Raw genomic sequence first — 21,892 nt, 5'->3', positions numbered from 1 at the left:
CACTCTAATCTTCGATCCGAAGAAAATAGTCTGCAACAAAACTATCTGCTACGGTCACACCAGTCGCCCTCACTGACTGGAGAGACCGATGCCCGCCGCTTCCCCCTCCGCCACCGCAGCCCCTTCAACTCCCGCCGCCCCCGCCCCGGCCGGGCACGGACAGCGCGGACTGCGCTCCCGCTGGACCGCCCTCACCGTGCTCTCCACGGGCATGCTGATGACGATCCTCGACGGCAGCATCGTCACCGTCGCGATGCCCGCCATCCAGAACGACCTGGGCTTCACCCCCGCCGGCCTGAGCTGGGTGGTCAACGCCTACCTGATCGCCTTCGGCAGCCTGCTGCTCCTCGCCGGACGCCTCGGCGACCTGATCGGCCGCAAGCGGATGTTCCTGGCCGGGACCACCGTCTTCACCGCCGCCTCGGTGCTCGCCGGATTCGCCGCCTCCCCCGGCGTCCTGATCGCGGCCCGCTTCCTCCAGGGCCTCGGCAGCGCGATGGCCTCCGCCGTCAGCCTGGGCATCCTGGTCACCTTGTTCACCGCACCCCGCGAACGCGCCAAGGCGATCGCCGTGTTCTCCTTCACCGGCGCGGCCGGGGCCTCCCTCGGCCAGGTCCTCGGCGGAGTCCTCACCGATGCCCTCGACTGGCACTGGATCTTCTTCATCAACCTGCCGATCGGGCTCGCCGCCCTCCTGCTGGCCCAGCCCGCGCTCCCCGCCGACGGCGCCCGCGGCGGACCGGGACCGCGCGCGGGTGCCGACGTACTCGGTGCGGCCCTCGTCACCGCCGGGCTGATGCTGGGCATCTACACCGTGGTCGAGGTGGAGCGGTACGGCTGGACCTCCCCGCACACCCTCGGCCTCGGGGCCCTCGCCTTCGCCCTGCTGGCCGCCTTCACCCTGCGTCAGGCGAAGGCCCGCATCCCGCTGCTGCCGCTGCGGATCTTCCGTTCGAGGACGGTGGTGGGCGCGAACCTCGTCCAGATGCTGATGGTGGCCGCGCTCTTCTCCTTCCAGATCCTGGTCGCCCTCTACCTCCAGAAGGTCAAGGGCTACGGAGCCGCCGAGACGGGCCTGGCCATGCTCCCCGCGGCCCTGGTGATCGGCGCGGTCTCCCTCGGCGTCTCGGCCCGGCTGAACTCCCGCTTCGGCGAACACCGGGTCCTGCTGGCCGGCCTCGCCCTGCTCGCCCTGGCCCTGGGCCTGCTGACCCGGCTGCCGGTGGACGCCGACTACGTCACCGACCTGCTCCCGGTGATGCTCCTGGCGGCCGGCTTCGGCCTGGCCCTGCCCGCCCTCACGACGCTGGGCATGTCCGGCGCCGACCACGAGGACGCAGGACTCGCCTCGGGCCTGTTCAACACCACCCAGCAGATCGGCATGGCCCTCGGCGTCGCCGTCCTCTCCACCCTCGCGGCCTCCCGCACCGAGTCCCTCGCCCGGACCGGCGCCACCCCCGCCGAAGCCCTCACCGGCGGGTACCACCTGGCCTTCGCCCTCGGAGCCGCACTCCTCCTGACGGCGATCGCCCTGACGGCGACCCTGCTGCGGACCGGCGCCCCAACAGCCCGCCGCTGAGCCCCCGATGAGGCCGCCGGACCACCGCACCGCATGAAGCCGCACCTATCAAAAGAATGACCCCCCTGACCGCGTCTACGCAGGTCAGGGGGGTCATTGAAAGTGGAGCCTAGGAGATTCGAACTCCTGACATCTGCCTTGCAAAGGCAGCGCTCTACCAACTGAGCTAAGGCCCCGTGAAACGGGCGTGGCCGTACCCCGGACGGGGAGCGGTCGTTCCGCAGAACAGAGTACCGGGTGTACCCCCTCTTCCCGCAAAATGATAGGGACTCCCGCCGTGCGACCACTCTCCGTAAGATGCTCGCGAGGTTCGCACCAGCGAAGGGGAGTAGTAAGCGTGGACGCAGTACAGCAAGAGGCTACGGCCAGAGCCAGAGAGCTTCAGCGCAGTTGGTACGGGGAGCCGCTCGGAGCGCTCTTCCGCCGGCTCATAGATGATCTCGGTCTGAACCAGGCCCGCCTCGCTGCCGTCCTCGGACTGTCGGCGCCCATGCTGTCCCAGCTGATGAGCGGCCAGCGCGCCAAGATCGGCAATCCTGCCGTGGTCCAGCGCGTCCAGGCCCTCCAGGACCTCGCCGGCCAGGTGGCCGACGGGAGCGTCAGCGCGGCGGAGGCGACCGACCGGATGGACGAGATCAAGAAGACCCAGGGGGGCTCCGTCCTCAGCAACAGCGGACAGACCCCCGCCAGCTCCGGCGCCCCCACCGTCAAGCGCGTCGTCCGCGAGATCCAGTCGCTGCTGCGCTCGGTCTCCGCGGCCGGTGACATCATCGACGCGGCGGACACCCTCGCCCCCAGCCACCCGGAACTGGCAGAGTTCCTCCGGGTGTACGGCGCGGGCCGCACCGCCGACGCGGTCGCCCACTACGAGGCCCACCAGAACTGACACGCACGGCAAGCGGACAACGGGTGACGGGGGACGGGCACAGCGATGGGTGAGGTCTTCGCCGGTCGGTACGAACTGATCGATCCGATCGGGCGCGGTGGCGCGGGCGCCGTCTGGCGTGCCTGGGACCACCGGCGGCGCCGGTACGTGGCCGCCAAGGTCCTCCTGCAGAGCGACGCCCACACGCTCCTGCGCTTCGTGCGGGAGCAAGCCCTGCGCATCGACCACCCGCACGTGCTGGCCCCGGCCAGCTGGGCGGCGGACGACGACAAGGTCCTCTTCACGATGGACCTGGTCGCCGGCGGTTCCCTCGGCCACGTGATCGGGGACTACGGGCCACTGCCGCCCCGTTTCGTGTGCGCGCTGCTCGACCAGCTCCTGTCGGGGCTGGCGGCGGTTCACGCGGAGGGCGTCGTCCACCGCGACATCAAACCGGCCAACATCCTGATGGAGGCCACCGGAAGCGGACGGCCGCACCTGCGGCTGTCCGACTTCGGCATCTCGATGCGCAAGGGCGAGCCCCGGCTGACCGAGACCAACTACGTGGTCGGCACGCCGGGTTATTTCGCCCCCGAACAACTCATGGGCGCCGAACCGGACTTCCCCGCGGACCTCTTCGCCGTCGGACTGGTCGCCCTGTACCTCCTGCACGGCCGCAAGCCCGACTCCCAGGCCCTGGTGGAGCACTTCCTCGCCCACGGCACCCCCGGGGCCCCGGAAGGCGTCCCCGCGCCGCTGTGGGACGTCCTGGCCGGTCTCCTCCAGCCCGACCCCCAGAGCCGGTTCCGTACGGCCACGGGCGCGCGCAAGGCCCTCGCCGAGGCCGTGGAGCTGCTCCCGCCGCCCGCCCCGGGCGAGGACCCGGTGGAGGTGTTCGACCAACTCGGCCCGCTCCCGCCCGGTTTCGGCCCTCAGGGTCCCCAGAGCACGGCCGCCGTGACCCCGGAAGCGCCGACGGCCTCGGTGGTGCCGGGCATGGCCACGGCCCCGGAGACCTCCGCAACGGCGTTCCCGGCCGAGGTCACCCGTACCGATCCGCGCGGCACCGCCGCGACGGCGGCCGCGGGCCCCGGCCTGCTCGCCGCGGGCACCACGGTCCCCATGTACTCGGCCGCCCCCGCCCCGGCGCCTTCGTACGGACCCTCGGAGACGGGCAGTTTCCACCTGCCACCTCCGGTGGCGCCCGCCGTGGTGCCCGCCCCGGCGGCCCCGCTGCCCGAGCCCGTCACCGCAGCGCACCCGGTGGCCCGCACCGGCGGCGTCGCCCCGCCCCCGGCGAAGGTGACGGCCGGGATCCTGGCCCTGGCGCTGCTCTGCTTCGCCGTGGGCACCTGGGCCCTCACCCAGCTGTAGCGCCCCGGCCGCGCCGCGCGAGCAGGGTCCAGCCGCCCAGTACGAGCAGCAGCAGCGTCCCCGCGGAGAACCCGGCCGCGGCCACGACCCGCATCACGGACTGCTCGTCGGCGGCCTCGGCCGCCTCCGGCGCGGTGAGGCCCTCCTTAGCGGCGGCCCGGTCCCGCTCGTCGACCCCGAACCCTCCGGCGGCCGGACTGCCCTTGTACGCGGGCGCCTTGGCGGGGTCGCCGGCGAGGTCCAGCCGCAGGGTCAGCGGCACGGGGACCGCATCCTCGGTGAACTCGGCGACCTTGCCGCCCATCGTCACCGCGACGTAGTACCAGCCGGCGATCCCCACGTGCTTGAGGTCCTGGTCGGTGGAGAAACGGTTCTCGTACGCGACGGGCGGGGTCTTCTCCAGGGTGACCCCGGCCTGCTTGCCGTCGTAGGAGACGTCCTTGTACGAGACCAGGCCGCGGTAGGGGCTGTACAGGGACACGGTGAGCCCGTTGGAGGCGGAGCCGTACTGCTTGGTCAGCTTGGCGGAGGCCAGTTCGGCGCTCAGGCCCAGCTGCTGGCCCCAGTCCAGCGGGACCCGGTAGAAGCGGGTCTGGCCGGGCCGCATCTCGTCGCGCCACACCCCGGCGCCCAGGGCGCGGGCGTCGTTGAAGCCGGTCCCGCCGGTGCGGGCCACCGACTCGGTGCCGGGCAGGGCCGGGGCCCCCGAAGGCCAGGCGCTGGGCGCGGTGGTGGGGGCGCCCGCGCCGCGGCCGGGCTCCCGCTGGACCTTGAGCTCCAGCGGCCAGGGGCTCTGGTCGGAGCCCTTGGCCGCGGTGCGGGTCACCTTGGCGTAGTAGATGCCGGCGGGCGCGCACTCCTCGTCCTCCGTGCCCCAGCGGACACCGGCGGCGCTGATGGGCACCGGGTCGTAGCCGAAGTTCGTCCGGCCGGTGCTGCGCGGGCAGGAGCGGCCGGCGGTGGTCATGATCTCCACCTCGATGCTGTCGCTGCCGGTCACCTTCGCGCCCAGGGCGGGACTGACCACGGCCGAGACGTAGACGTTGGACTCGTCCTTCTCCAGGACGAGCCGGTACACGCGCTCCCCCGGGGCGATCGTGTCCTTGTAGACGCCGCCCGCCTCGATCTGCGGGGCGTCCGCGGTGGAGGGCTTGCCCTCGACCGCCTTCGCGCCGTCCGCGGCGCGGTACGTCGGAACGGGCTGCGGCGCCGCGCCCTCCGCACTCGCCGTCCCCGGCAGAACGGCTGCCAGGCCCAGGGCCGCCGACCCCGCCACGGCCCCCACCCGCACTGACGTCCGTACCCGACCCATCACGCCCACCCCGACTTTGCTAGCGCAAGCCAAATCTTTGCATAACGTAACTTTTTGTCACAGAACAGCACAAAGCCCCGGCCGCAGCGGCAGCCGGGGCTTCATGGGATCAGCCTTGGGTCTCACACACCGGAACCAGAGGGCACGGAGTCAGTTGCCTCCGTCCACAGGTCCTGCTCGGCGCGGTCCGCCTGGATCTGGCGGTACACGAGGAGCCCGCCGATGGCGGCCAGTGCGACCAGGAGCAGCTTCTTCACCGCGCGACCTCGTCTTTCGTTGACGTAGGGGACTTCTGGCGCCCAACAATACACACCGGCCGATACCGATCGGTGACCTGGCGGTCCGCCAACTGGCCCAACGACGAAGACCCCCAGGCCTTGGGCCTGGGGGTCTTCGACACTGTGGGGCTAACAGGATTTGAACCTGTGGCCTCATCCTTATCAGGGATGCGCTCTAACCAACTGAGCTATAGCCCCATCCGCGCTGCGCGCTGACTCCTGAAGGTTAGCGCACGGAGCGGGTCCAGCCAAAATCCGTTCCCAGCCGACGTCCCCGCAGGTCAGTCAGCCGGTCACTCGTCCTCCGCGAGCGTCAGCTCCACACCGCCGACGAAGCCCGCCGACAGGTTGTAGATGAACGCGCCCAGCGTCGCCAGTGCCGTCGCCAGCACCACGTCGATCACCGCGATCACCGACGTGAAGATCAGTACGCGCGGCAGCGACAGGAACGACTGGAGGTCGAAGCCGTTGCTCTCGTTCGACCCGGTCGCCTCGCTGATGGTGCCGCCGACGGTCGAGAAGACGCTCATCGCGTCCATGACCATCCACAGCACCGCCGCGGCCACGACCGTGCAGATGCCCAGCGCGATCGACAGCAGGAAGCTGACCTTCATCACCGACCAGGGGTCCGCCTTGGCCACCCGCAGCCGCGCCTTGCGCGTCCTGGGTGCCGTACGGGCTCCCGTACGCGGCTTGCGCTGCGCGGAGGCCGGGGAGCCGCCGCGCGGCGCCCCCGGGCCCGAGGGGGCCGCGTAGGCCTGCGGCGGCTGGTACGGCTGCGCGGGCCGGTCCTGGTCGGTTTCCGCACCGGCCTGCCGCTGCGGTTCTCGGGTATCCGTCACGGTTCCCCCTTGGGAGTCCGTGGCGGGGCCACGGGCACCATTCGCTCCAGTCCCGGCCGGTCCGGCGCCCGTGGCTCCACTCACGACTTACTCCTCGTGCTCCCCAGCCGAAGGCTGCGTGCCCTCGGCGGCCTCGGCAGCCTGTCCGTCGGCCGCCTCGGTCTCGCTCTCGGTCTCGGTACCGATCTCGTCGGCCTCGACCTCGTCAGCTTCCTGACCGGCCTCGGCGTTACGGGCGATGCCCACCACGGCATCGCGCTTGCCCAGGTTGATCAGCTGGACGCCCATGGTGTCACGGCCGGTCTCCCTGACTTCGTTGACGCGCGTACGAATCACACCACCGCTGAGCGTGATGGCAAGGATTTCGTCCGTTTCGTCCACCACGAGCGCCCCGACGAGGGACCCGCGGTCCTCCACGATCTTGGCGGCCTTGATGCCCAGACCGCCACGGCCCTGGACTCGGTACTCGTCGACCGGCGTCCGCTTGGCGTAGCCGCCGTCGGTCGCGGTGAAGACGAACGTACCGGGCCGGACCACGCTCATGGAGAGCAGTTCGTCACCCTCGCGGAAACTCATGCCCTTCACGCCCGAAGTGGCGCGGCCCATCGGACGCAGCGCGTCGTCGGTCGCCGTGAAGCGGATCGACTGCGCCTTCTTGCTGATGAGCAGCAGGTCGTCCTCTGCGGACACCAGCTCGGCGCCGATCAGCTCGTCGTCGCTGCCGTCCTCCGTCTCACGGAGGTTGATCGCGATGACACCACCCGAACGGGGCGAGTCGTAGTCCTTGAGCGCCGTCTTCTTCACCAGGCCGCCCTTGGTGGCCAGGATCAGGTAGGGCGCGACCTCGTAGTCGCGGACCGCGAGGATCTGCGCGATCTTCTCGTCCGGCTGGAAGGCCAGCAGGTTCGCCACGTGCTGCCCGCGGGCGTCACGGCCGGCGTCCGGGAGCTCGTACGCCTTGGACCGGTAGACCCGGCCCTTGTTCGTGAAGAACAGCAGCCAGTGGTGCGTGGTGGAGACGAAGAAGTGGTCGACGAGGTCGTCCTGCTTCAGCTTCGTGCCGCGCACGCCCTTGCCGCCGCGCTTCTGCGAGCGGTAGTCCTCGGTCTTGGTCCGCTTGACGTAGCCGCCGTGGGTGATCGTGACGACGATGTCCTCTTCGGCGATCAGGTCCTCGATGGACATGTCACCGTCGAAGGGCACCAGCTTGGACCGCCGGTCGTCGCCGAACTTGTCGACGATGGCCGCCAGTTCCTCGCTGACGATGGACCGCTGACGGGCCTCCGAGGCCAGGATGGCGTTGTACTCGTTGATCTTCGCCTGGAGCTCGTCGTGCTCGGCGACGATCTTCTGCCGCTCCAGGGCCGCGAGGCGGCGTAGCTGCATCTCCAGGATGGCGTTCGCCTGGATCTCGTCGATCTCCAGGAGGCCCATCAGGCCCTCGCGCGCGATCTCGACGGTGTTGCTGCGCCGGATCAGCGCGATGACCTCGTCGATCGCGTCCAGCGCCTTGAGCAGGCCGCGCAGGATGTGCGCGCGCTCCTCCGCCTTGCGCAGGCGGAAGCGCGTACGCCGGACGATGACCTCGATCTGGTGCTGCACCCAGTGCCGGATGAAGGCGTCGACGGACAGCGTGCGCGGCACGCCGTCGACGAGCGCCAGCATGTTCGCGCCGAAGTTCGTCTGCAGGTCGGTGTGCTTGTAGAGGTTGTTCAGCACGACCTTGGCGACCGCGTCCCGCTTGAGGACGATGACCAGGCGCTGGCCGGTCCGCGAGGAGGTCTCGTCGCGGACGTCGGCGATGCCGCCGACCTTTCCGTCCTTGACCAGGTCCGCGATCTTCTGCGCGAGGTTGTCGGGGTTGGTCTGGTACGGGAGCTCCGTGACCACCAGGCACTGGCGGTTCTGGATCTCCTCGACCGCCACCACCGCGCGCATCGTGATGGAGCCGCGCCCGGTCCGGTACGCCTCCTCGATGCCCTTGCGGCCCACGACGAGGGCGCCGGACGGGAAGTCGGGGCCCTTGATCCGCTCGAGGAGCGCGTCGAGCAGCTCCTCGTGCGAGGCCTCCGGGTGCTCCAGCGCCCACTGAGCGCCGGCCGCGACCTCGCGGAGGTTGTGCGGCGGGATGTTGGTGGCCATGCCGACCGCGATACCGGCGCTGCCGTTGACCAGCAGGTTCGGGAAGCGGGCCGGCAGGACCGTGGGCTCCTGGTTGCGGCCGTCGTAGTTGTCCGTGAAGTCGACGGTCTCCTCGTCGATGTCCCGGAGCATCTCCATGGCCAGCGGCATCAGCTTGCACTCGGTGTAGCGCATCGCGGCCGCCGGGTCGTTGCCCGGGGAGCCGAAGTTGCCGTTGCTGTCCACCAGCGGCATCCGCATCGACCACGGCTGGGCCAGGCGGACCAGGGCGTCGTAGATCGAGGAGTCACCGTGCGGGTGGTAGGTGCCCATGACGTCACCGACGACACGGGCGCACTTGTAGAAGCCCTTCTCGGGCCGGTAGCCGCCGTCGTACATCGCGTACAGCACGCGCCGGTGGACCGGCTTGAGGCCGTCCCGTACGTCCGGCAGGGCGCGGGACACGATGACGGACATCGCGTAGTCGAGGTAGGAGCGCTGCATCTCCGTCTCGAGCCCGACGGGCTCGATCCGCATGACGGGCTGCTCCTCCGCGGAGTTCTCGGCGGTGGGGGTGGTTTCGTCGGCCATTGCTGGTCAGAAGTCCTTTCAGGCGGTCAGCAGGGACCGACTCAGATGTCGAGGAAGCGAACGTCCTTGGCGTTGCGCTGGATGAAGGAGCGCCGTGCTTCGACGTCCTCACCCATCAGCACCGAGAACAGGTCGTCGGCCTGCGCCGCGTCGTCCAGGGTGACCTGGCCGAGCACGCGGTGGTCGACGTCCATCGTGGTGATGCGCAGCTCCTCGGCGTTCATCTCGCCCAGACCCTTGAAGCGCTGGATCGAGTCTTCCTTGATCCGCTTGCCGTTCTGCTTGCCGAGCTCCACCAGGGCGTCGCGCTCGCGGTCGGAGTACGCGTACTCGAAGTCGTCCCGGCCCCACTTGATCTTGTAGAGCGGGGGACGCGACAGGTACACGTGCCCGGCCTCGACCAGCGGCCGCATGAAGCGGAACAGGAAGGTCAGCAGCAGGGTGTTGATGTGCTGGCCGTCGACGTCGGCGTCCGCCATCAGGATGATCTTGTGATAGCGGAGCTTCTCGATGTCGAAGTCCTCGTGCACACCCGTGCCGAAGGCGCTGATCAGCGCCTGGACCTCGGTGTTCTGGAGGATCTTGTCGATACGGGCCTTCTCGACGTTCAGGATCTTGCCGCGGATCGGCAGGATGGCCTGGTACATCGGGTTGCGGCCGGACTTGGCGGAACCGCCGGCCGAGTCGCCCTCGACGATGAAGATCTCGCACTTCGTCGGGTCGTTCGACTGGCAGTCGCTCAGCTTGCCCGGCAGCGAGGCGCTCTCCAGCAGGCCCTTGCGACGGGTCAGGTCACGGGCCTTGCGGGCCGCGACGCGCGCGGTGGCCGCCTGGATCGACTTGCGGATGATGTCCGCGGCCTCGTTCGGGTTGCGGTCGAACCAGTCGTTGAGGTGCTCGTGCACGACCTTCTGCACGAAGGTCTTGGCCTCCGTGTTGCCCAGCTTGGTCTTGGTCTGGCCCTCGAACTGCGGCTCGCCCAGCTTCACCGAGATGATCGCGGTCAGACCCTCGCGGATGTCCTCACCGGCGAGGTTGTCGTCCTTCTCGCGCAGGAACTTCTTCTCGCGCGCGTAGCGGTTCACCAGACCCGTCATCGCCGCGCGGAAGCCCTCTTCGTGGGTGCCGCCCTCGTGCGTGTGGATCGTGTTCGCGAAGGAGTAGACGCCCTCGGTGTACTGCGAGTTCCACTGCATCGCGATCTCGACCGAGAGCATGCGCTCCTTGTCCTCGGCCTCGACGTCGATGACCGTCGGGTGGATCAGCTCACCCTTGCGCGAGTTCAGGTACTTCACGAAGTCGACGATGCCGCCCTCGTAGTAGTACCGGACCGTGCGCGCCTGGTCCTCGTCGGTCTCCTCGGCCGAGTCGGCGCCCATGGTGGCCTTCGCCGACTCGCGCTCGTCCGTCAGCGAGAGGGTCAGGCCCTTGTTGAGGAAGGCCATCTCCTGGAAGCGGCGCGAGAGCGTCTCGAAGGAGTACTCGGTGGTCTCGAAGATGTCGCCGTCGGCCCAGAAGGTGACCGAGGTGCCGGTCTCGGACGTCTCCTCGTTCTTGGCGAGGGCCGCCGTCGGGACACCGAGCTTGTAGTCCTGGGTCCAGCGGTACCCGTCGGTCTTGACCTCGACCGCGACCTTGGTCGACAGGGCATTCACGACGGACACACCGACGCCGTGCAGACCGCCGGAGACGGCGTAGCCGCCACCGCCGAACTTGCCGCCCGCGTGCAGGACCGTCAGCACGACCTCGACGGCCGGCTTCCCCTCGGACGGCACGATGCCGACCGGGATACCGCGGCCGTTGTCGACCACGCGCACGCCGCCGTCGGCGAGGATCGTCACGTCGATGGTGTCCGCGTGCCCGGCCAGGGCCTCGTCGACGGAGTTGTCGACCACCTCGTAGACGAGGTGGTGGAGCCCGCGCTCACCGGTCGAGCCGATGTACATGCCGGGCCGCTTGCGGACCGCGTCCAGGCCTTCGAGGACCTGGATCGCACTGGCGTCGTACGAGGAGGTGACCTCGCCGTTCTGGCCGACTGTGGACTGGTTGTCGTTGGGGTTGCCGGAATCGGCCACGAAGCGCCCTTTCTGGCACAGCACAGGCCGTACTCCGGGCCAGCAGGCATGCAAGCAGGAGCGGCTGCGTCGATCTGCGTTGTCAGCTTTTGTCAGCGTTACTGAGACTGCGATCCCGCAACTGGGCGGGATTCGCTTCAGTCTACCGGTACCACCGACATGAATGGGGGTTTGCCGGTACCTGAGTCCGCATGTGCCGCCCTGAACCTCCTCTCTCCGACTCCCCATATCCGGGAAGGGGCTCAAAGAGGCTCACACGGGCATCCAGCGCTTCGGCCTGTCAACCTCCCGCTACCGTGAGGGACGCCACCCGCACTCAGCCCCGCCGGCGTCCAAGGCGCACCACCCCAGCCCCGCCGGTGTTTGAGGCGCGGGGTCCGGGGCGGAGCCCCGGGGCCCGGCGGAACCGGGCTTCGCCCGAGGCCGCCGGGCGGCCCCGCAGGGGCACGGCTCAGCCGTACGTGTCCCCCGGCCCCGTGCTCCCCGGCGCCCGCCAGGGCCCGTACCGCTTGGGCTTGCCGCCCGGTCCGTGGACCTTGATCAGCCGGACCGTGCCCTGGCCCAGATCCGCATTCAGCCGCGCGACCAGCTGTGGAGCGAGCAGCTTCAGCTGCGCGGCCCACGCCGAGGAATCGCACCGGACGACCAGTTCACGGTCCTCGTACCGCTCCGGTTCACAGTGCGCCGCGATCTCCGGGCCGACGATCTCCGGCCAGCGCTCCATCACGCCCGCCACCGCCATCGGCATCTCCCAGCCGCGCTCGGTGCGCAGCCGGTCCAGGGCCGCCATCAGCGGCATGGGGTCGCGGCCGTCCGCACGCGCGCCGGAGCGCAGCCCCGGCTGCTGGCGCTTGCGGCCGGCCGCCGCGTTGCCGCGGGCCCGCGCCTGCTCCCGCGCCGCCGCGAGGGCCTGCCGCGCGAGGTCCACTCCGGAGACCTCCGGGGTCTTGCGCGGTTCCTTGTCCTGATCGCTCACAGCCGGGTCACCTCACCACCGGACACCCCGAACCGCGCCCCCGCCAGCACACCCGGGACATCGTCGTCGACAGCCGCCGTCACCAGGACCTGCTCGCCCGGTGCCACCAGCTCCGCCAGCCGCTCCCGGCGCCGCGCGTCCAGCTCCGCGAACACGTCGTCCAGGATCAGCACCGGCTCGCTGCCCTCGGAGCGCAGCAGCTCGTACGAGGCCAGCCGCAGCGCCAGCGCGTACGACCAGGACTCGCCGTGGCTCGCGTACCCCTTCGCCGGCAGCTCGCCCAGCCGCAGCAGTACGTCGTCGCGGTGCGGGCCGACCAGGGTCACGCCCCGCTCGATCTCCTGCTTGCGCACCTCCGACAGGGCCGCCAGCAGCACCTCGTACAGCGCCTCGCGGCCGCGCGCCTCTCCGCTGTCCACCGGCTCGCCCGCCGAGGAGCGGTACGCGAGCCCCAGCGGGCCGCCGCCGGGCGCGAGCTGCTCGTAGGCCTTGTCCGCCAGCGGCAGCAGGGTCGCGATCAGGTCGAGGCGCTGCGCCAGCAGCTCCGCGCCCGTGCGGGCGAGGTGCTGGTCCCACACGTCCAGGGTGGACAGGTCCATGGAGCGGCCGCCGTGCCTGCGGGCCATCGCCGCGGACTTCAGCAGGGTGTTGCGCTGCTTGAGCACCCGCTCGTAATCGGAGCGGACCGCCGCCATCCGGGGCGAGCGCGCCGTGACGAGCTCGTCCAGGAACCGGCGGCGCTCGCCCGGGTCGCCCTTCACCAGGGCCAGGTCCTCCGGCGCGAACAGGACCGTGCGGACTATGCCCAGCACGTCCCTCGGCCGGACCTGCGAGGAGCGGTTGATCCGGGCCCGGTTCGCCCGGCCCGGATTGAGCTCCAGCTCCACCAGCTGCTGGCGCTCGCCCTGGGTGACGGCGGCGCGGATGATCGCCCGGTCCGCGCCCATCCGTACGAGCGGGGCGTCCGAGGAGACCCGGTGGCTGCCCAGCGTCGCCAGGTAGCCGATGGCCTCGACGAGGTTGGTCTTGCCCTGGCCGTTGGGGCCCACGAAAGCCGTGACGCCCGGGTCGAGGGGAACCTCGGCCCGGGCGTACGAGCGGAAGTCGGCCAACGAGAGATGCGAAACGTGCATGCGGCGCCGACCTCCCCCGGCTTCCTTCTTCTTCTCTGCTTCTGTGCTTCAGTACTGCCGCTGCTCCTCCGTACCGCTCCTGCTGCGGGTACGGCCGGTGAGCTGCTGTTTCTTCTCGACTACGCTTTCTCGACCGCGTGGCCGCCGAACTGGTTGCGCAGGGCGGCGATCATCTTCATCTGCGGGGAGTCGTCCTGGCGCGAGGCGAACCGCGCGAACAGCGAGGCGGTGATCGCGGGCAGCGGCACGGCGTTGTCGATCGCCGCCTCCACCGTCCAGCGGCCCTCGCCCGAGTCCTGCGCGAAGCCGCGCAGCTGCTCCAGGTGCTCGTCCTCGTCGAGGGCGTTCACGGCCAGGTCCAGCAGCCAGGAGCGGATGACCGTCCCCTCCTGCCAGGAGCGGAAGACCTCGCGGACGTCGGTGACCGAGTCCACCTTCTCGAGGAGCTCCCAGCCCTCGGCGTAGGCCTGCATCATGGCGTACTCGATGCCGTTGTGGACCATCTTCGCGAAGTGGCCCGCGCCGACCTTGCCCGCGTGAACGGCGCCGAACTCGCCCTCGGGCTTGAGGGCGTCGAAGACCGGCTGGACCCGTGCGACGTGGTCCTTCGCGCCGCCGTACATGAGCGCGTAGCCGTTCTCGAGGCCCCACACGCCGCCGGAGACACCGCAGTCGACGAAGCCGATGCCCTTGGCGGCCAGCTCCGCCGCGTGCTTCTCGTCATCGGTCCAGCGGGAGTTGCCGCCGTCGACGACGATGTCGCCGATCGAGAGCAGCTCCGCGAGCTCGTCGACGGTGGACTGCGTCGCCGCGCCTGCCGGGACCATCACCCACACGACGCGGGGGGCCTGCAGGCTGTCCACAAGTTCCCGCAGGCTGTGGACATCGGCAAGGTCCGGGTTGCGGTCGTATCCGATGACGGTGTGGCCTGCGCGGCGGATGCGCTCGCGCATGTTGCCGCCCATCTTGCCGAGACCGACGAGACCAAGCTCCATCAGGTGGTTCCTTAAGCGTTGTGGCCGTCTTTGCCGGGGTCCCGTGCTTCCCGGGGACACCCCAGGCCCCGAGCCTACGCCCGGCCGTGCGGCACGGCCCCACGGGGCGCGGAATGCCGGCACCTCTTCGGCCGAACGTGCTCAGGCCCGGTCTCGCAGCTGCGAAACCGGGCCTGACCTGCGAAGAATCAACCGGAGAGGCGTACCGGCATGATCAGGTACTTGTAGGCCTCGTCCGCTTCCGCGTCGACCGCCGGGCGGCCGCTGAGCAGCGCCGGCTTGGTGGACGTGGTGAAGCTGAGCTGTGCGGCGGGCGAGTCGATCGCGCTCAGGCCGTCCAGCAGGAAGGTCGGGTTGAAGGCGATCGAGATGTCGTCGCCCTCCAGCTTCGCGTCCACACGCTCCACAGCCTGTGCATCGTCACTGGAACCGGCTTCCAGGATCAGCACGCCCTGCTCGAAGCTCAGCCGGACCGGCGTGTTCCGCTCGGCGACGAGGGCCACGCGCTTGACGGCCTCGACGAAGGGCGCGGTCTCGATCACGGCGACGGAGTTGAACTCGGTCGGGAAGAGCGTGCGGTACTTCGGCAGGTCGCCCTCGAGGAGGCGGGTGGTGGTGCGGCGGCCCGCGCCCTCGAAACCGATCAGGCCCTCGCCCTGGCCGGAGCCGGAGAGCGCCAGGGTGACGGTGTCACCGCTGGTCAGGGACTTGGCGGTGTCCAGCAGGGTCTTCGCGGGCACCAGGGCCACGGCGGAGGCCTCGGGGTCCTCGGGCTTCCACAGGAACTCGCGGACCGCGAAGCGGTAGCGGTCGGTGGAGGCCAGGGTGACGCGGTCGCCCTCGATCTCGATGCGGACACCGGTCAGCACGGGCAGCGTGTCGTCGCGGCCGGCGGCGATGGCGACCTGGGCGGCGGCGGAGGCGAAGACCTCACCGGGCACGGTGCCGGTCGCGGTCGGCATCTGGGGCAGCGCCGGGTACTCCTCCACAGGCAGGGTGTGGAGTGTGAACCGAGAGGAGCCGCAGACCACGGTCGCCCGTACACCGTCTGTGGAAATCTCCACCGGGCGGTTGGGGAGGGCGCGGCAGATGTCGGCGAGCAGCCGGCCGGAGACCAGGACGGTGCCGTCCTCCTCGACGTCCGCCTCGACGGAGACGCGGGCCGAGACCTCGTAGTCGAAGCCGGAGAGGCTCAGCGTGCCCTCCTCGGCCTTCAGCAGAAGGCCCGCGAGAACGGGCACCGGCGGCCGGGCCGGGAGGCTACGGGCCGCCCAAGCCACCGCCTCCGCGAGTACGTCGCGCTCCACCCGGATCTTCACCGGAACCGCCTCCTGCTGTTGCTCGCTCGTCTGCCGGCCTTCGTCGTCGGCTCGTCGATGCCTCGACCGATGCCGGGGACCAGTCTGACGTACGGCGCCGACAGTCGGTGCGGCTGGCGGTCAAGTCGGGAGCGAGGTGTCGGGGAGGCCGACCGCCGAGTTGTGCACAGGACCCGCTTGAAAACCGAATCCGGCTTAACTCTCTATGGGGGTAGTAGTAGGGCCTGTGGATACGGTGGATAACCCCGTTTTCCCAGGTCAACCCGCGTTTTTTATCCACCGACCCTGTGGGTGACACCGGTGGACAACCCGGTGTTCCTGTGGAGAACAAAAAGTTCTGCACAGGCTGTCCCCAGGTGACCCCCAGTACTCCACAGGTGCGTCCCCAGCTTTTCCCCGGTACTCCACAGGCCAAACGTCTACATCCATGTGACCGCTTTCACTCGGGGCGGTGAGAGGGGGCTTCCGGTTGCCGAACAGTGGACAACGGTGTGGAGAACTCGTCGGATCCTGTGCACAGCATGCGGCAACCTGTGGGTCAGCGGTGGACAAAGAGGTGGACGGGTCTGTGGATGAAAAAACTGTCCACAGCCTGTGGATAACGGTTGTGCACAATTCCACAGGGGGCTGACCTGGTCTGATGGTTCCTCACCCCACGGCCCTGTGGACAGATTGTGGGTGACCGGGCCCGTCCCCAGGGTGTGGACGGAAGAAAGTCCCCCAATCTGTGGATGAGTTGCTCTCCAGGGGGCGTATTCGAACAGGTCAGGGGCGCGCGCATGAAGAAGGGCGCCCCCGGTGCAGTCCGGGAGCGCCCTCTGAAAGTGGTTTACGGGTGCCCTGGCGGGGTCCTGGAGCGGCTCCACAGGAGCCACCGGAGGCCGCCTCAGGCGTTCTTGATGCGGTTGGTGAGCTCCGTGACCTGGTTGTAGATGGAGCGGCGCTCGGCCATCAGGGCGCGGATCTTGCGGTCCGCGTGCATCACGGTGGTGTGGTCGCGGCCGCCGAACTGGGCCCCGATCTTGGGCAGGGAGAGGTCGGTGAGCTCCCGGCACAGGTACATGGCGATCTGCCGGGCGGTGACCAGGACCCGGCTGCGCGAGGAGCCGCACAGGTCGTCCACGGTGAGCCCGAAGTAGTCCGCGGTGGCCGCCATGATGTCGGAGGCGGTGATCTCGGGCGCGCTGTCCTCGCCGCCCGGGATCAGGTTCTTGAGCACGTCCTCGGTCAGGCCCAGGTCCACCGGCTGCCGGTTGAGGCTCGCGAAGGCCGTGACCCGGATCAGCGCCCCCTCCAGCTCGCGGATGTTGCGCGAGATGCGGGAGGCGATGAACTCCAGTACCTCCGGCGGGGCGTTGAGCTGCTCCTGGACCGCCTTCTTGCGCAGGATCGCGATGCGGGTCTCCAGCTCGGGCGGCTGGACGTCGGTGATCAGGCCCCACTCGAAGCGGTTGCGGAGCCGGTCCTCCAGGGTGACGAGCTGCTTGGGCGGCCGGTCGGAGGAGAGCACGATCTGCTTGTTGGCGTTGTGGAGCGTATTGAAGGTGTGGAAGAACTCCTCCTGCGTCGACTCCTTGCTCGCGAGGAACTGGATGTCGTCGACGAGCAGGATGTCCATCTCGCGGTAGCGCTTGCGGAACGCGTCGCCCTTGCCGTCGCGGATGGAGTTGATGAACTCGTTGGTGAACTCCTCGGAGCTCACGTACCGCACGCGGGTGCCGGGGTAGAGGCTCCGCGCGTAGTGCCCGATGGCGTGCAGCAGGTGCGTCTTGCCGAGGCCCGACTCCCCATAGATGAAGAGGGGGTTGTACGCCTTCGCGGGCGCCTCGGCGACGGCCACCGCGGCGGCGTGCGCGAAGCGGTTGGAGGCGCCGATGACGAAGGTGTCGAAGAGGTACTTGGGGTTCAGCCGGGCGGTCGGCTCCAGCGGGCCCGAGGTGGAACCGCCGGACGGGGCGGGCGCGGAGGAGGGCCGGCCGGTGGCCGGGCGGGGCGCGGGCTGCTCGTACTGATGGGACTGATGGGGCTGATGGGGCTGCTGGGATTCGTACGGGGACTGCTCGTACTTCTGCTGCTCGTACTTCTGCTGTTCGTAGGAGCTCTGCTCGTAGCCGGAGGGCTCGGACTGCTGGAGGTAGCCCGGCTGCGGGGAGGCGTACGGGTCGCGCTCGGGAAATCCGCCGAGGCGCGGCTGCTGCCAGCCGTAGTCGTCCTGCTGGCCGCCGCGGGGCCAGGCGCCGGGCTCGGGGCGCGGCTGCTGGTAGTCCGGGTAGGCGGGACGGGCGCTGGGGAGCTGGTCGTCGGACGGGCCGCCGCCGGGGCCGGTGTGGCCGCCGCGCTGGCCGCCGTAGGGCTCGTACCCGCCCGGCTGCTGGGCGGACGGTGCCGGGGGCGCGGGCTCGCCGGCCGAGTCGTCCACGGTGATGGCGATCCGGATCGGGCGGCCGCACTCGCGGCTGAGGGCGTCACTGATCAGCGGGGCCAGACGGCCCTCGAGGACGCGCTTGCCCCATTCGTTGGGGACGGCCAGGAGCGCGGTGTCGGCGACGAGGGCCAGGGGCTGACACCGCTCGACCCACTGCTTGTCCTTGGGCTCGATGCCCGGCTGTCCCTCCCCGAGGAGCTTTTCGAGCACCCTTGGCCACACTGCGGCAAGATCGGCAGGTACGTCAGCCACAGAGCACGCTCTCTCACGGGGGGTCCCACGAATGTGTGGTTCTTTGGGACGGTCGGGACAAAAAATCCAGGGTCGGACAACGGTAGTCAGCGCGACCGGTACGGTTCAAGTCGTTGTCCACAGCCTGTGCACAGTGTGGGGCACCGTCTGCTCGGTTTGACCGGATGGCGTAGCCGCGCGTACCGTAACGAGGTCGAGTTGTCGATGGCTGCTGCCGCCTGCCTACCGATGGGCGAAGGTCACTGATAGTGATCGTTTAGCGGTGCCACTCGGGCGAACACGCGAGTTTCCTCGTGGGCGCACGGTGACAGCCAGGCGATGTCCCGCCACAACGATTCATTCTCTGGAGCCCCCGAGTGAGCAAGCGCACCTTCCAGCCGAACAACCGCCGTCGTGCCAAGACCCACGGCTTCCGTCTCCGGATGCGTACCCGTGCCGGTCGCGCGATCCTCGCGAACCGTCGTGGCAAGGGCCGCGCCGCCCTTTCCGCGTAACAACACGCAGGTCGTGACATCGTGCTGTCTCCCGAAAACCGGCTGAGGCGGCGCGAGGACTTCGCGAGCGCGGTACGCCGAGGTCGTCGGGCTGGTCGCCCGCTCCTCGTCGTCCACCTACGTACAAGCGGTTCAACGGACCCGCACGAGCCGGGGGAGATCGATCCCTCGACGCGTGCGGGTTTCGTCGTCAGCAAGGCTGTCGGCGGCGCCGTCGTCCGTAACCGGGTGAAGCGCCGTCTGCGCCATCTGGTCCGCGACCGGCTGGCTCAGCTGCCCGCCGGTAGCCTGGTGGTGGTACGTGCGTTGCCCGGATCGGGCGACGCCGGCCCCGACGAACTGGCCCGGGACCTGGATGCCGCGCTGGTGCGGCTCCTGGGAGGCGTGGCTCGATGAAGTACCCGCTGCTCGCTTTGATCAAGCTGTACCAGTGGACGATCAGTCCGCTGCTCGGGCCGGTGTGCCGCTACTACCCCTCGTGCTCGCACTACGGGTACACGGCCATCGACCGGCATGGTGCGGTGAAGGGGACGGTTCTGACCGCCTGGCGGATCCTGCGGTGCAATCCGTGGTCCCCGGGTGGTGTGGATCATGTCCCACCCCGGAAACGCCCGCGTTGGCACGAGCAGCTGCGCAGTGCGTTGCGTAGATCTCGCAATGCTCAAGGAGCCTGATTAGTGGACACGATTGCCAGTCTGTTCAGCTTTATCACCACACCCGTGTCGTGGATCATCGTCCAGTTCCACAGCCTGTACGGGGCGGTCTTCGGGCCGGACAGCGGGTGGGCCTGGGGCCTGTCCATCGTGTCCCTGGTGATCTTGATCCGTATCTGTCTGATCCCGCTCTTCGTGAAGCAGATCAAGGCGACGCGGGGTATGCAGGCGCTCCAGCCGAAGATGAAGGTGATCCAGGAGCGCTACAAGAACGACAAGCAGCGTCAGTCCGAAGAGATGATGAAGCTGTACAAGGAGACGGGTACCAACCCGCTCTCCTCGTGCCTCCCCATCCTGGCGCAGTCCCCGTTCTTCTTCGCGCTCTACAGCGTGCTCTCGAGCATCGCCAGCGGCAAAGAGATCGGTTACATCGACGGTCCGCTGCTGGCGAGCGCGCGTCAGGCGCACATTTTTGGCGCCCCGCTGGCGGCGAAGTTCACGGACAGCGCCGAGAAGGTCGCCAGCCTGAACGCCTCGATCACCGATGTGCGTGTCGTGACCGCGATCATGATCATCCTGATGTCGCTGTCGCAGTTCTACACCCAGCGTCAGCTGATGCAGAAGAACGTCGACCTCTCGGTCAAGACGCCGTTCATGCAGCAGCAGAAGATGCTGATGTACATCTTCCCCGTGATCTTCGCGGTCATGGGCATCAACTTCCCCGTCGGTGTCCTCGTCTACTGGCTGACCACGAACCTGTGGACCATGGGCCAGCAGATGTACGTGATCAACCAGAACCCGACGCCGGGCAGCAAGGCCCAGGACCAGTACCTGACCCGTCTGCTCAAGTCGATCGGCGCGCACGGCGACGTCAAGGGCCGGGGCAAGAAGAAGGTCGTGGCGGCGATCGTGGCCAAGGGCCCGGACCGCAACGACAACGAGCGCAAGTTCATCACGGCGCTCACGAAGCAGGGTCTGGCCGCGCAGGCGGACGGCTCCGTGACCAAGAGTTCCGAGGCGACGGCCGACGCTGATGCGGCGAGCGGCGGTGCCGCGAAGCGGCAGCAGCCCAAGCGGCAGCCGAAGTCGAAGCGTCAGACGCCCAGCAAGCCCTCTCCCAAGAAGTAAGAAGGAGTCCCTCCCGTGACGGAAGGCACCACAACCGCCGCCGCTGAGGGTGGCGACACCCTGACCCGCCTCGAGCAGGAGGGCGAGATCGCGGCCGACTACCTCGAGGGTCTGCTGGACATCGCCGACCTGGACGGCGACATCGACATGGACGTCGAGGCCGACCGGGCCGCCGTGTCCATCGTCAGCGACTCCGCCGGCCGCGACCTGCAGAAGCTCGTGGGCCGCGACGGCGAGGTCCTGGAAGCCCTTCAGGAGCTGACCCGCCTCGCCGTGCACCGCGAGACCGGAGACCGCAGCCGGCTGATGCTGGACATCGCCGGGTTCCGTGCGAAGAAGCGTGAGGAGCTGGCGGCGCTGGGCGCCCAGGCCGCGGCGGACGTGAAGGCGTCCGGCGAGCCGCTGAAGCTGGCGCCGATGACCCCGTTCGAGCGCAAGGTCGTCCACGACGCCGTGGCGGCCGCAGGTCTGCGGAGCGAGTCCGAGGGCGAGGAGCCGCAGCGCTTCGTCGTTGTGCTCCCGGCCTGACCGGTAGCGAGCTTGTCCGGCCCCGTCTGTGTCGCAGGCGGGGCCGATGTTTGTCAGCCTGGCCAGTGAACAAAGCGGCATTTCAACGACGTGGTTTTACAAACCTTGCGGTACGGAAGGACGGTCCCCGTGACGGAGGCAGCGGAGCTTCCCCCGGCGCCCGAAGAGGCGCGCGCGGTGTTCGGTGAGTATTTCCCGGAAGCTGTGCGGTATGCGGAGCTGCTGGCGGATGCGGGGGTCAAGCGGGGCCTCATCGGGCCGCGCGAGGTGCCTCGCCTGTGGGAGCGGCACCTGCTGAACTGCGCGGTCCTGTCGGAGGTGGTGCCCCAGGGCGTCACCGTGTGCGACGTGGGCTCGGGTGCGGGGCTGCCCGGCATCCCGCTGGCCCTGGTACGGCGCGACCTAAAGATCACTTTGCTGGAGCCGCTGCTGAGGCGGACGACCTTCCTCCAGGAGGCCGTGGAGCTGCTGGGCCTGGACCACGTGACCGTCGTGCGTGGTCGGGCCGAGGAGGTACTCGGCAAGGTGCAGCCCGTCCATGTGGTGACGGCTCGCGCGGTCGCCCCGCTGGACCGGCTGGCCGGCTGGGGCGTGCCCCTGCTGCGGCCGTACGGGGAGATGCTCGCCCTGAAGGGCGACACCGCCGAGGAGGAGCTGGTGGCGGCGAAGGTCGCGCTGACCAAGCTCGGTGTGGTGAAGACCTCAGTGCTTCACGTGGGCGAGGGTGTGGTGGACCCGATGTCGACGGTGGTGCGGGTCGAGGTCGGGGAGAGCCCCGGTGGGGTGAGGTTCGCGGCCAAGCGGGCTAAGGCAGCCCGGGTGAGCCGTACGCGCCGGCGCCGCTGATCCTTCCGTTCCACGGGGGTGCGGTGGATATTTCGCGTGCGTTGGGCCCTATAGGTATGGATTTCGGAGTGTCGTAGCGGCGCGAAGACTCCACCCGGGCATCGTG

The 21,892-nt window shown here is 69.3% G+C and carries 18 protein-coding genes, 2 tRNA genes and 1 pseudogene; 9 read left to right on the top strand and 12 right to left on the bottom strand.

Going from position 1 to position 21,892, the window contains the following annotated elements:
* Positions 1-88 precede the first annotated feature (88 nt).
* Entirely contained in the window at positions 89-1,579 is a 1,491-nt protein-coding gene (locus tag OG447_RS07270) for an MFS transporter (RefSeq protein WP_266935622.1), read from the top strand.
* A 103-nt stretch (positions 1,580-1,682) separates the two neighbouring features.
* On the opposite strand, the gene OG447_RS07265 is transcribed toward OG447_RS07270, so the two are convergent.
* Positions 1,683-1,755, bottom strand: a tRNA-Ala gene (locus OG447_RS07265).
* Positions 1,756-1,916: 161 nt separating this feature from the next.
* Here OG447_RS07265 and OG447_RS07260 point away from each other — a divergent pair.
* Complete coding sequence (locus tag OG447_RS07260; RefSeq protein ID WP_266935620.1) at positions 1,917-2,465, top strand: DNA-binding protein; 549 nt, start codon at positions 1,917-1,919, stop codon at positions 2,463-2,465.
* A 45-nt stretch (positions 2,466-2,510) separates the two neighbouring features.
* Positions 2,511-3,818 carry a serine/threonine-protein kinase gene (locus OG447_RS07255; protein WP_266935619.1) on the top strand — a complete coding sequence of 436 codons (1,308 nt, stop codon included), beginning with the start codon at positions 2,511-2,513 and terminating at the stop codon, positions 3,816-3,818.
* Here the strand turns inward: OG447_RS07255 and OG447_RS07250 are convergent.
* The 11 genes from OG447_RS07250 to dnaA form a co-directional block, all read right to left on the bottom strand.
* Positions 3,805-5,094 (bottom strand): hypothetical protein, encoded by a 1,290-nt coding sequence (locus tag OG447_RS07250; protein WP_266935618.1) that lies wholly within the window; start codon positions 5,092-5,094, stop codon positions 3,805-3,807. The two genes, OG447_RS07255 and OG447_RS07250, sit on opposite strands and share 14 nt — an antisense overlap.
* Positions 5,095-5,252: 158 nt before the next feature.
* Complete coding sequence (locus OG447_RS07245) at positions 5,253-5,387, bottom strand: DLW-39 family protein (RefSeq protein ID WP_208809277.1); 135 nt, start codon at positions 5,385-5,387, stop codon at positions 5,253-5,255.
* A gap of 145 nt (positions 5,388-5,532) precedes the next feature.
* A tRNA-Ile gene (locus tag OG447_RS07240) sits at positions 5,533-5,606 on the bottom strand.
* Positions 5,607-5,701: 95 nt separating this feature from the next.
* Positions 5,702-6,334, bottom strand: coding sequence for a DUF3566 domain-containing protein (locus tag OG447_RS07235; RefSeq protein ID WP_266935617.1), 633 nt, complete (start codon positions 6,332-6,334; stop codon positions 5,702-5,704).
* 3 nt (positions 6,335-6,337) lie between these two features.
* Complete coding sequence (gyrA, locus tag OG447_RS07230; protein ID WP_323181735.1) at positions 6,338-8,962, bottom strand: DNA gyrase subunit A; 2,625 nt, start codon at positions 8,960-8,962, stop codon at positions 6,338-6,340.
* A gap of 41 nt (positions 8,963-9,003) precedes the next feature.
* Complete coding sequence (gene gyrB / locus OG447_RS07225; protein ID WP_323181734.1) at positions 9,004-11,061, bottom strand: DNA topoisomerase (ATP-hydrolyzing) subunit B; 2,058 nt, start codon at positions 11,059-11,061, stop codon at positions 9,004-9,006.
* A gap of 427 nt (positions 11,062-11,488) precedes the next feature.
* Positions 11,489-12,013, bottom strand: a complete 525-nt coding sequence (locus OG447_RS07220; protein WP_266935615.1) for a DUF721 domain-containing protein — start codon at positions 12,011-12,013, stop codon at positions 11,489-11,491.
* Positions 12,010-13,146, bottom strand: a complete 1,137-nt coding sequence (gene recF / locus OG447_RS07215) for a DNA replication/repair protein RecF (protein ID WP_266935614.1) — start codon at positions 13,144-13,146, stop codon at positions 12,010-12,012. Before recF ends, OG447_RS07220 begins: the two co-directional genes overlap by 4 nt.
* 119 nt (positions 13,147-13,265) lie before the next feature.
* On the bottom strand, positions 13,266-14,201 hold the full coding sequence (gene gnd, locus OG447_RS07210) for a phosphogluconate dehydrogenase (NAD(+)-dependent, decarboxylating) (protein ID WP_323181733.1): 936 nt from the start codon (positions 14,199-14,201) through the stop codon (positions 13,266-13,268).
* A 128-nt stretch (positions 14,202-14,329) separates the two neighbouring features.
* Positions 14,330-15,460, bottom strand: coding sequence for a DNA polymerase III subunit beta (gene dnaN, locus OG447_RS07205; RefSeq protein ID WP_266935612.1), 1,131 nt, complete (start codon positions 15,458-15,460; stop codon positions 14,330-14,332).
* An 886-nt stretch (positions 15,461-16,346) separates the two neighbouring features.
* A complete protein-coding gene (gene dnaA / locus OG447_RS07200) occupies positions 16,347-18,137 on the bottom strand; it encodes a chromosomal replication initiator protein DnaA (protein WP_266935611.1) in 1,791 nt (596 codons plus the stop codon).
* A gap of 356 nt (positions 18,138-18,493) precedes the next feature.
* Between dnaA and rpmH the strand changes: the two genes are divergently transcribed.
* The 6 genes and pseudogenes from rpmH to rsmG all read left to right on the top strand — a co-directional run bounded on the left by rpmH (position 18,494) and on the right by rsmG (position 21,786).
* Positions 18,494-18,631 (top strand): 50S ribosomal protein L34, encoded by a 138-nt coding sequence (gene rpmH, locus OG447_RS07195; protein ID WP_008741645.1) that lies wholly within the window; start codon positions 18,494-18,496, stop codon positions 18,629-18,631.
* A 21-nt stretch (positions 18,632-18,652) separates the two neighbouring features.
* A complete protein-coding gene (gene rnpA, locus OG447_RS07190; RefSeq protein WP_266935610.1) occupies positions 18,653-19,027 on the top strand; it encodes a ribonuclease P protein component in 375 nt (124 codons plus the stop codon).
* A pseudogene (gene yidD, locus OG447_RS07185) lies at positions 19,024-19,278 on the top strand (membrane protein insertion efficiency factor YidD); the annotation flags it as partial. The gene rnpA and the pseudogene yidD, both read left to right, overlap by 4 nt.
* 30 nt (positions 19,279-19,308) lie before the next feature.
* Complete coding sequence (gene yidC / locus OG447_RS07180) at positions 19,309-20,412, top strand: membrane protein insertase YidC (protein ID WP_266935609.1); 1,104 nt, start codon at positions 19,309-19,311, stop codon at positions 20,410-20,412.
* Positions 20,413-20,427: 15 nt separating this feature from the next.
* Positions 20,428-20,940 (top strand): R3H domain-containing nucleic acid-binding protein, encoded by a 513-nt coding sequence (locus OG447_RS07175; protein WP_266935608.1) that lies wholly within the window; start codon positions 20,428-20,430, stop codon positions 20,938-20,940.
* Positions 20,941-21,069: 129 nt separating this feature from the next.
* Positions 21,070-21,786: a 16S rRNA (guanine(527)-N(7))-methyltransferase RsmG gene (gene rsmG, locus OG447_RS07170; protein WP_266935607.1), complete on the top strand. Its 717-nt coding sequence runs from the start codon at positions 21,070-21,072 to the stop codon at positions 21,784-21,786.
* The last annotated feature ends 106 nt before the right edge of the window (positions 21,787-21,892 follow it).

Origin of the sequence: Streptomyces sp. NBC_01408, assembly GCF_026340255.1 — a bacterium.
Lineage (GTDB): Bacteria > Actinomycetota > Actinomycetes > Streptomycetales > Streptomycetaceae > Streptomyces.
This window is presented reverse-complemented; position numbering and strand designations above follow the sequence as displayed.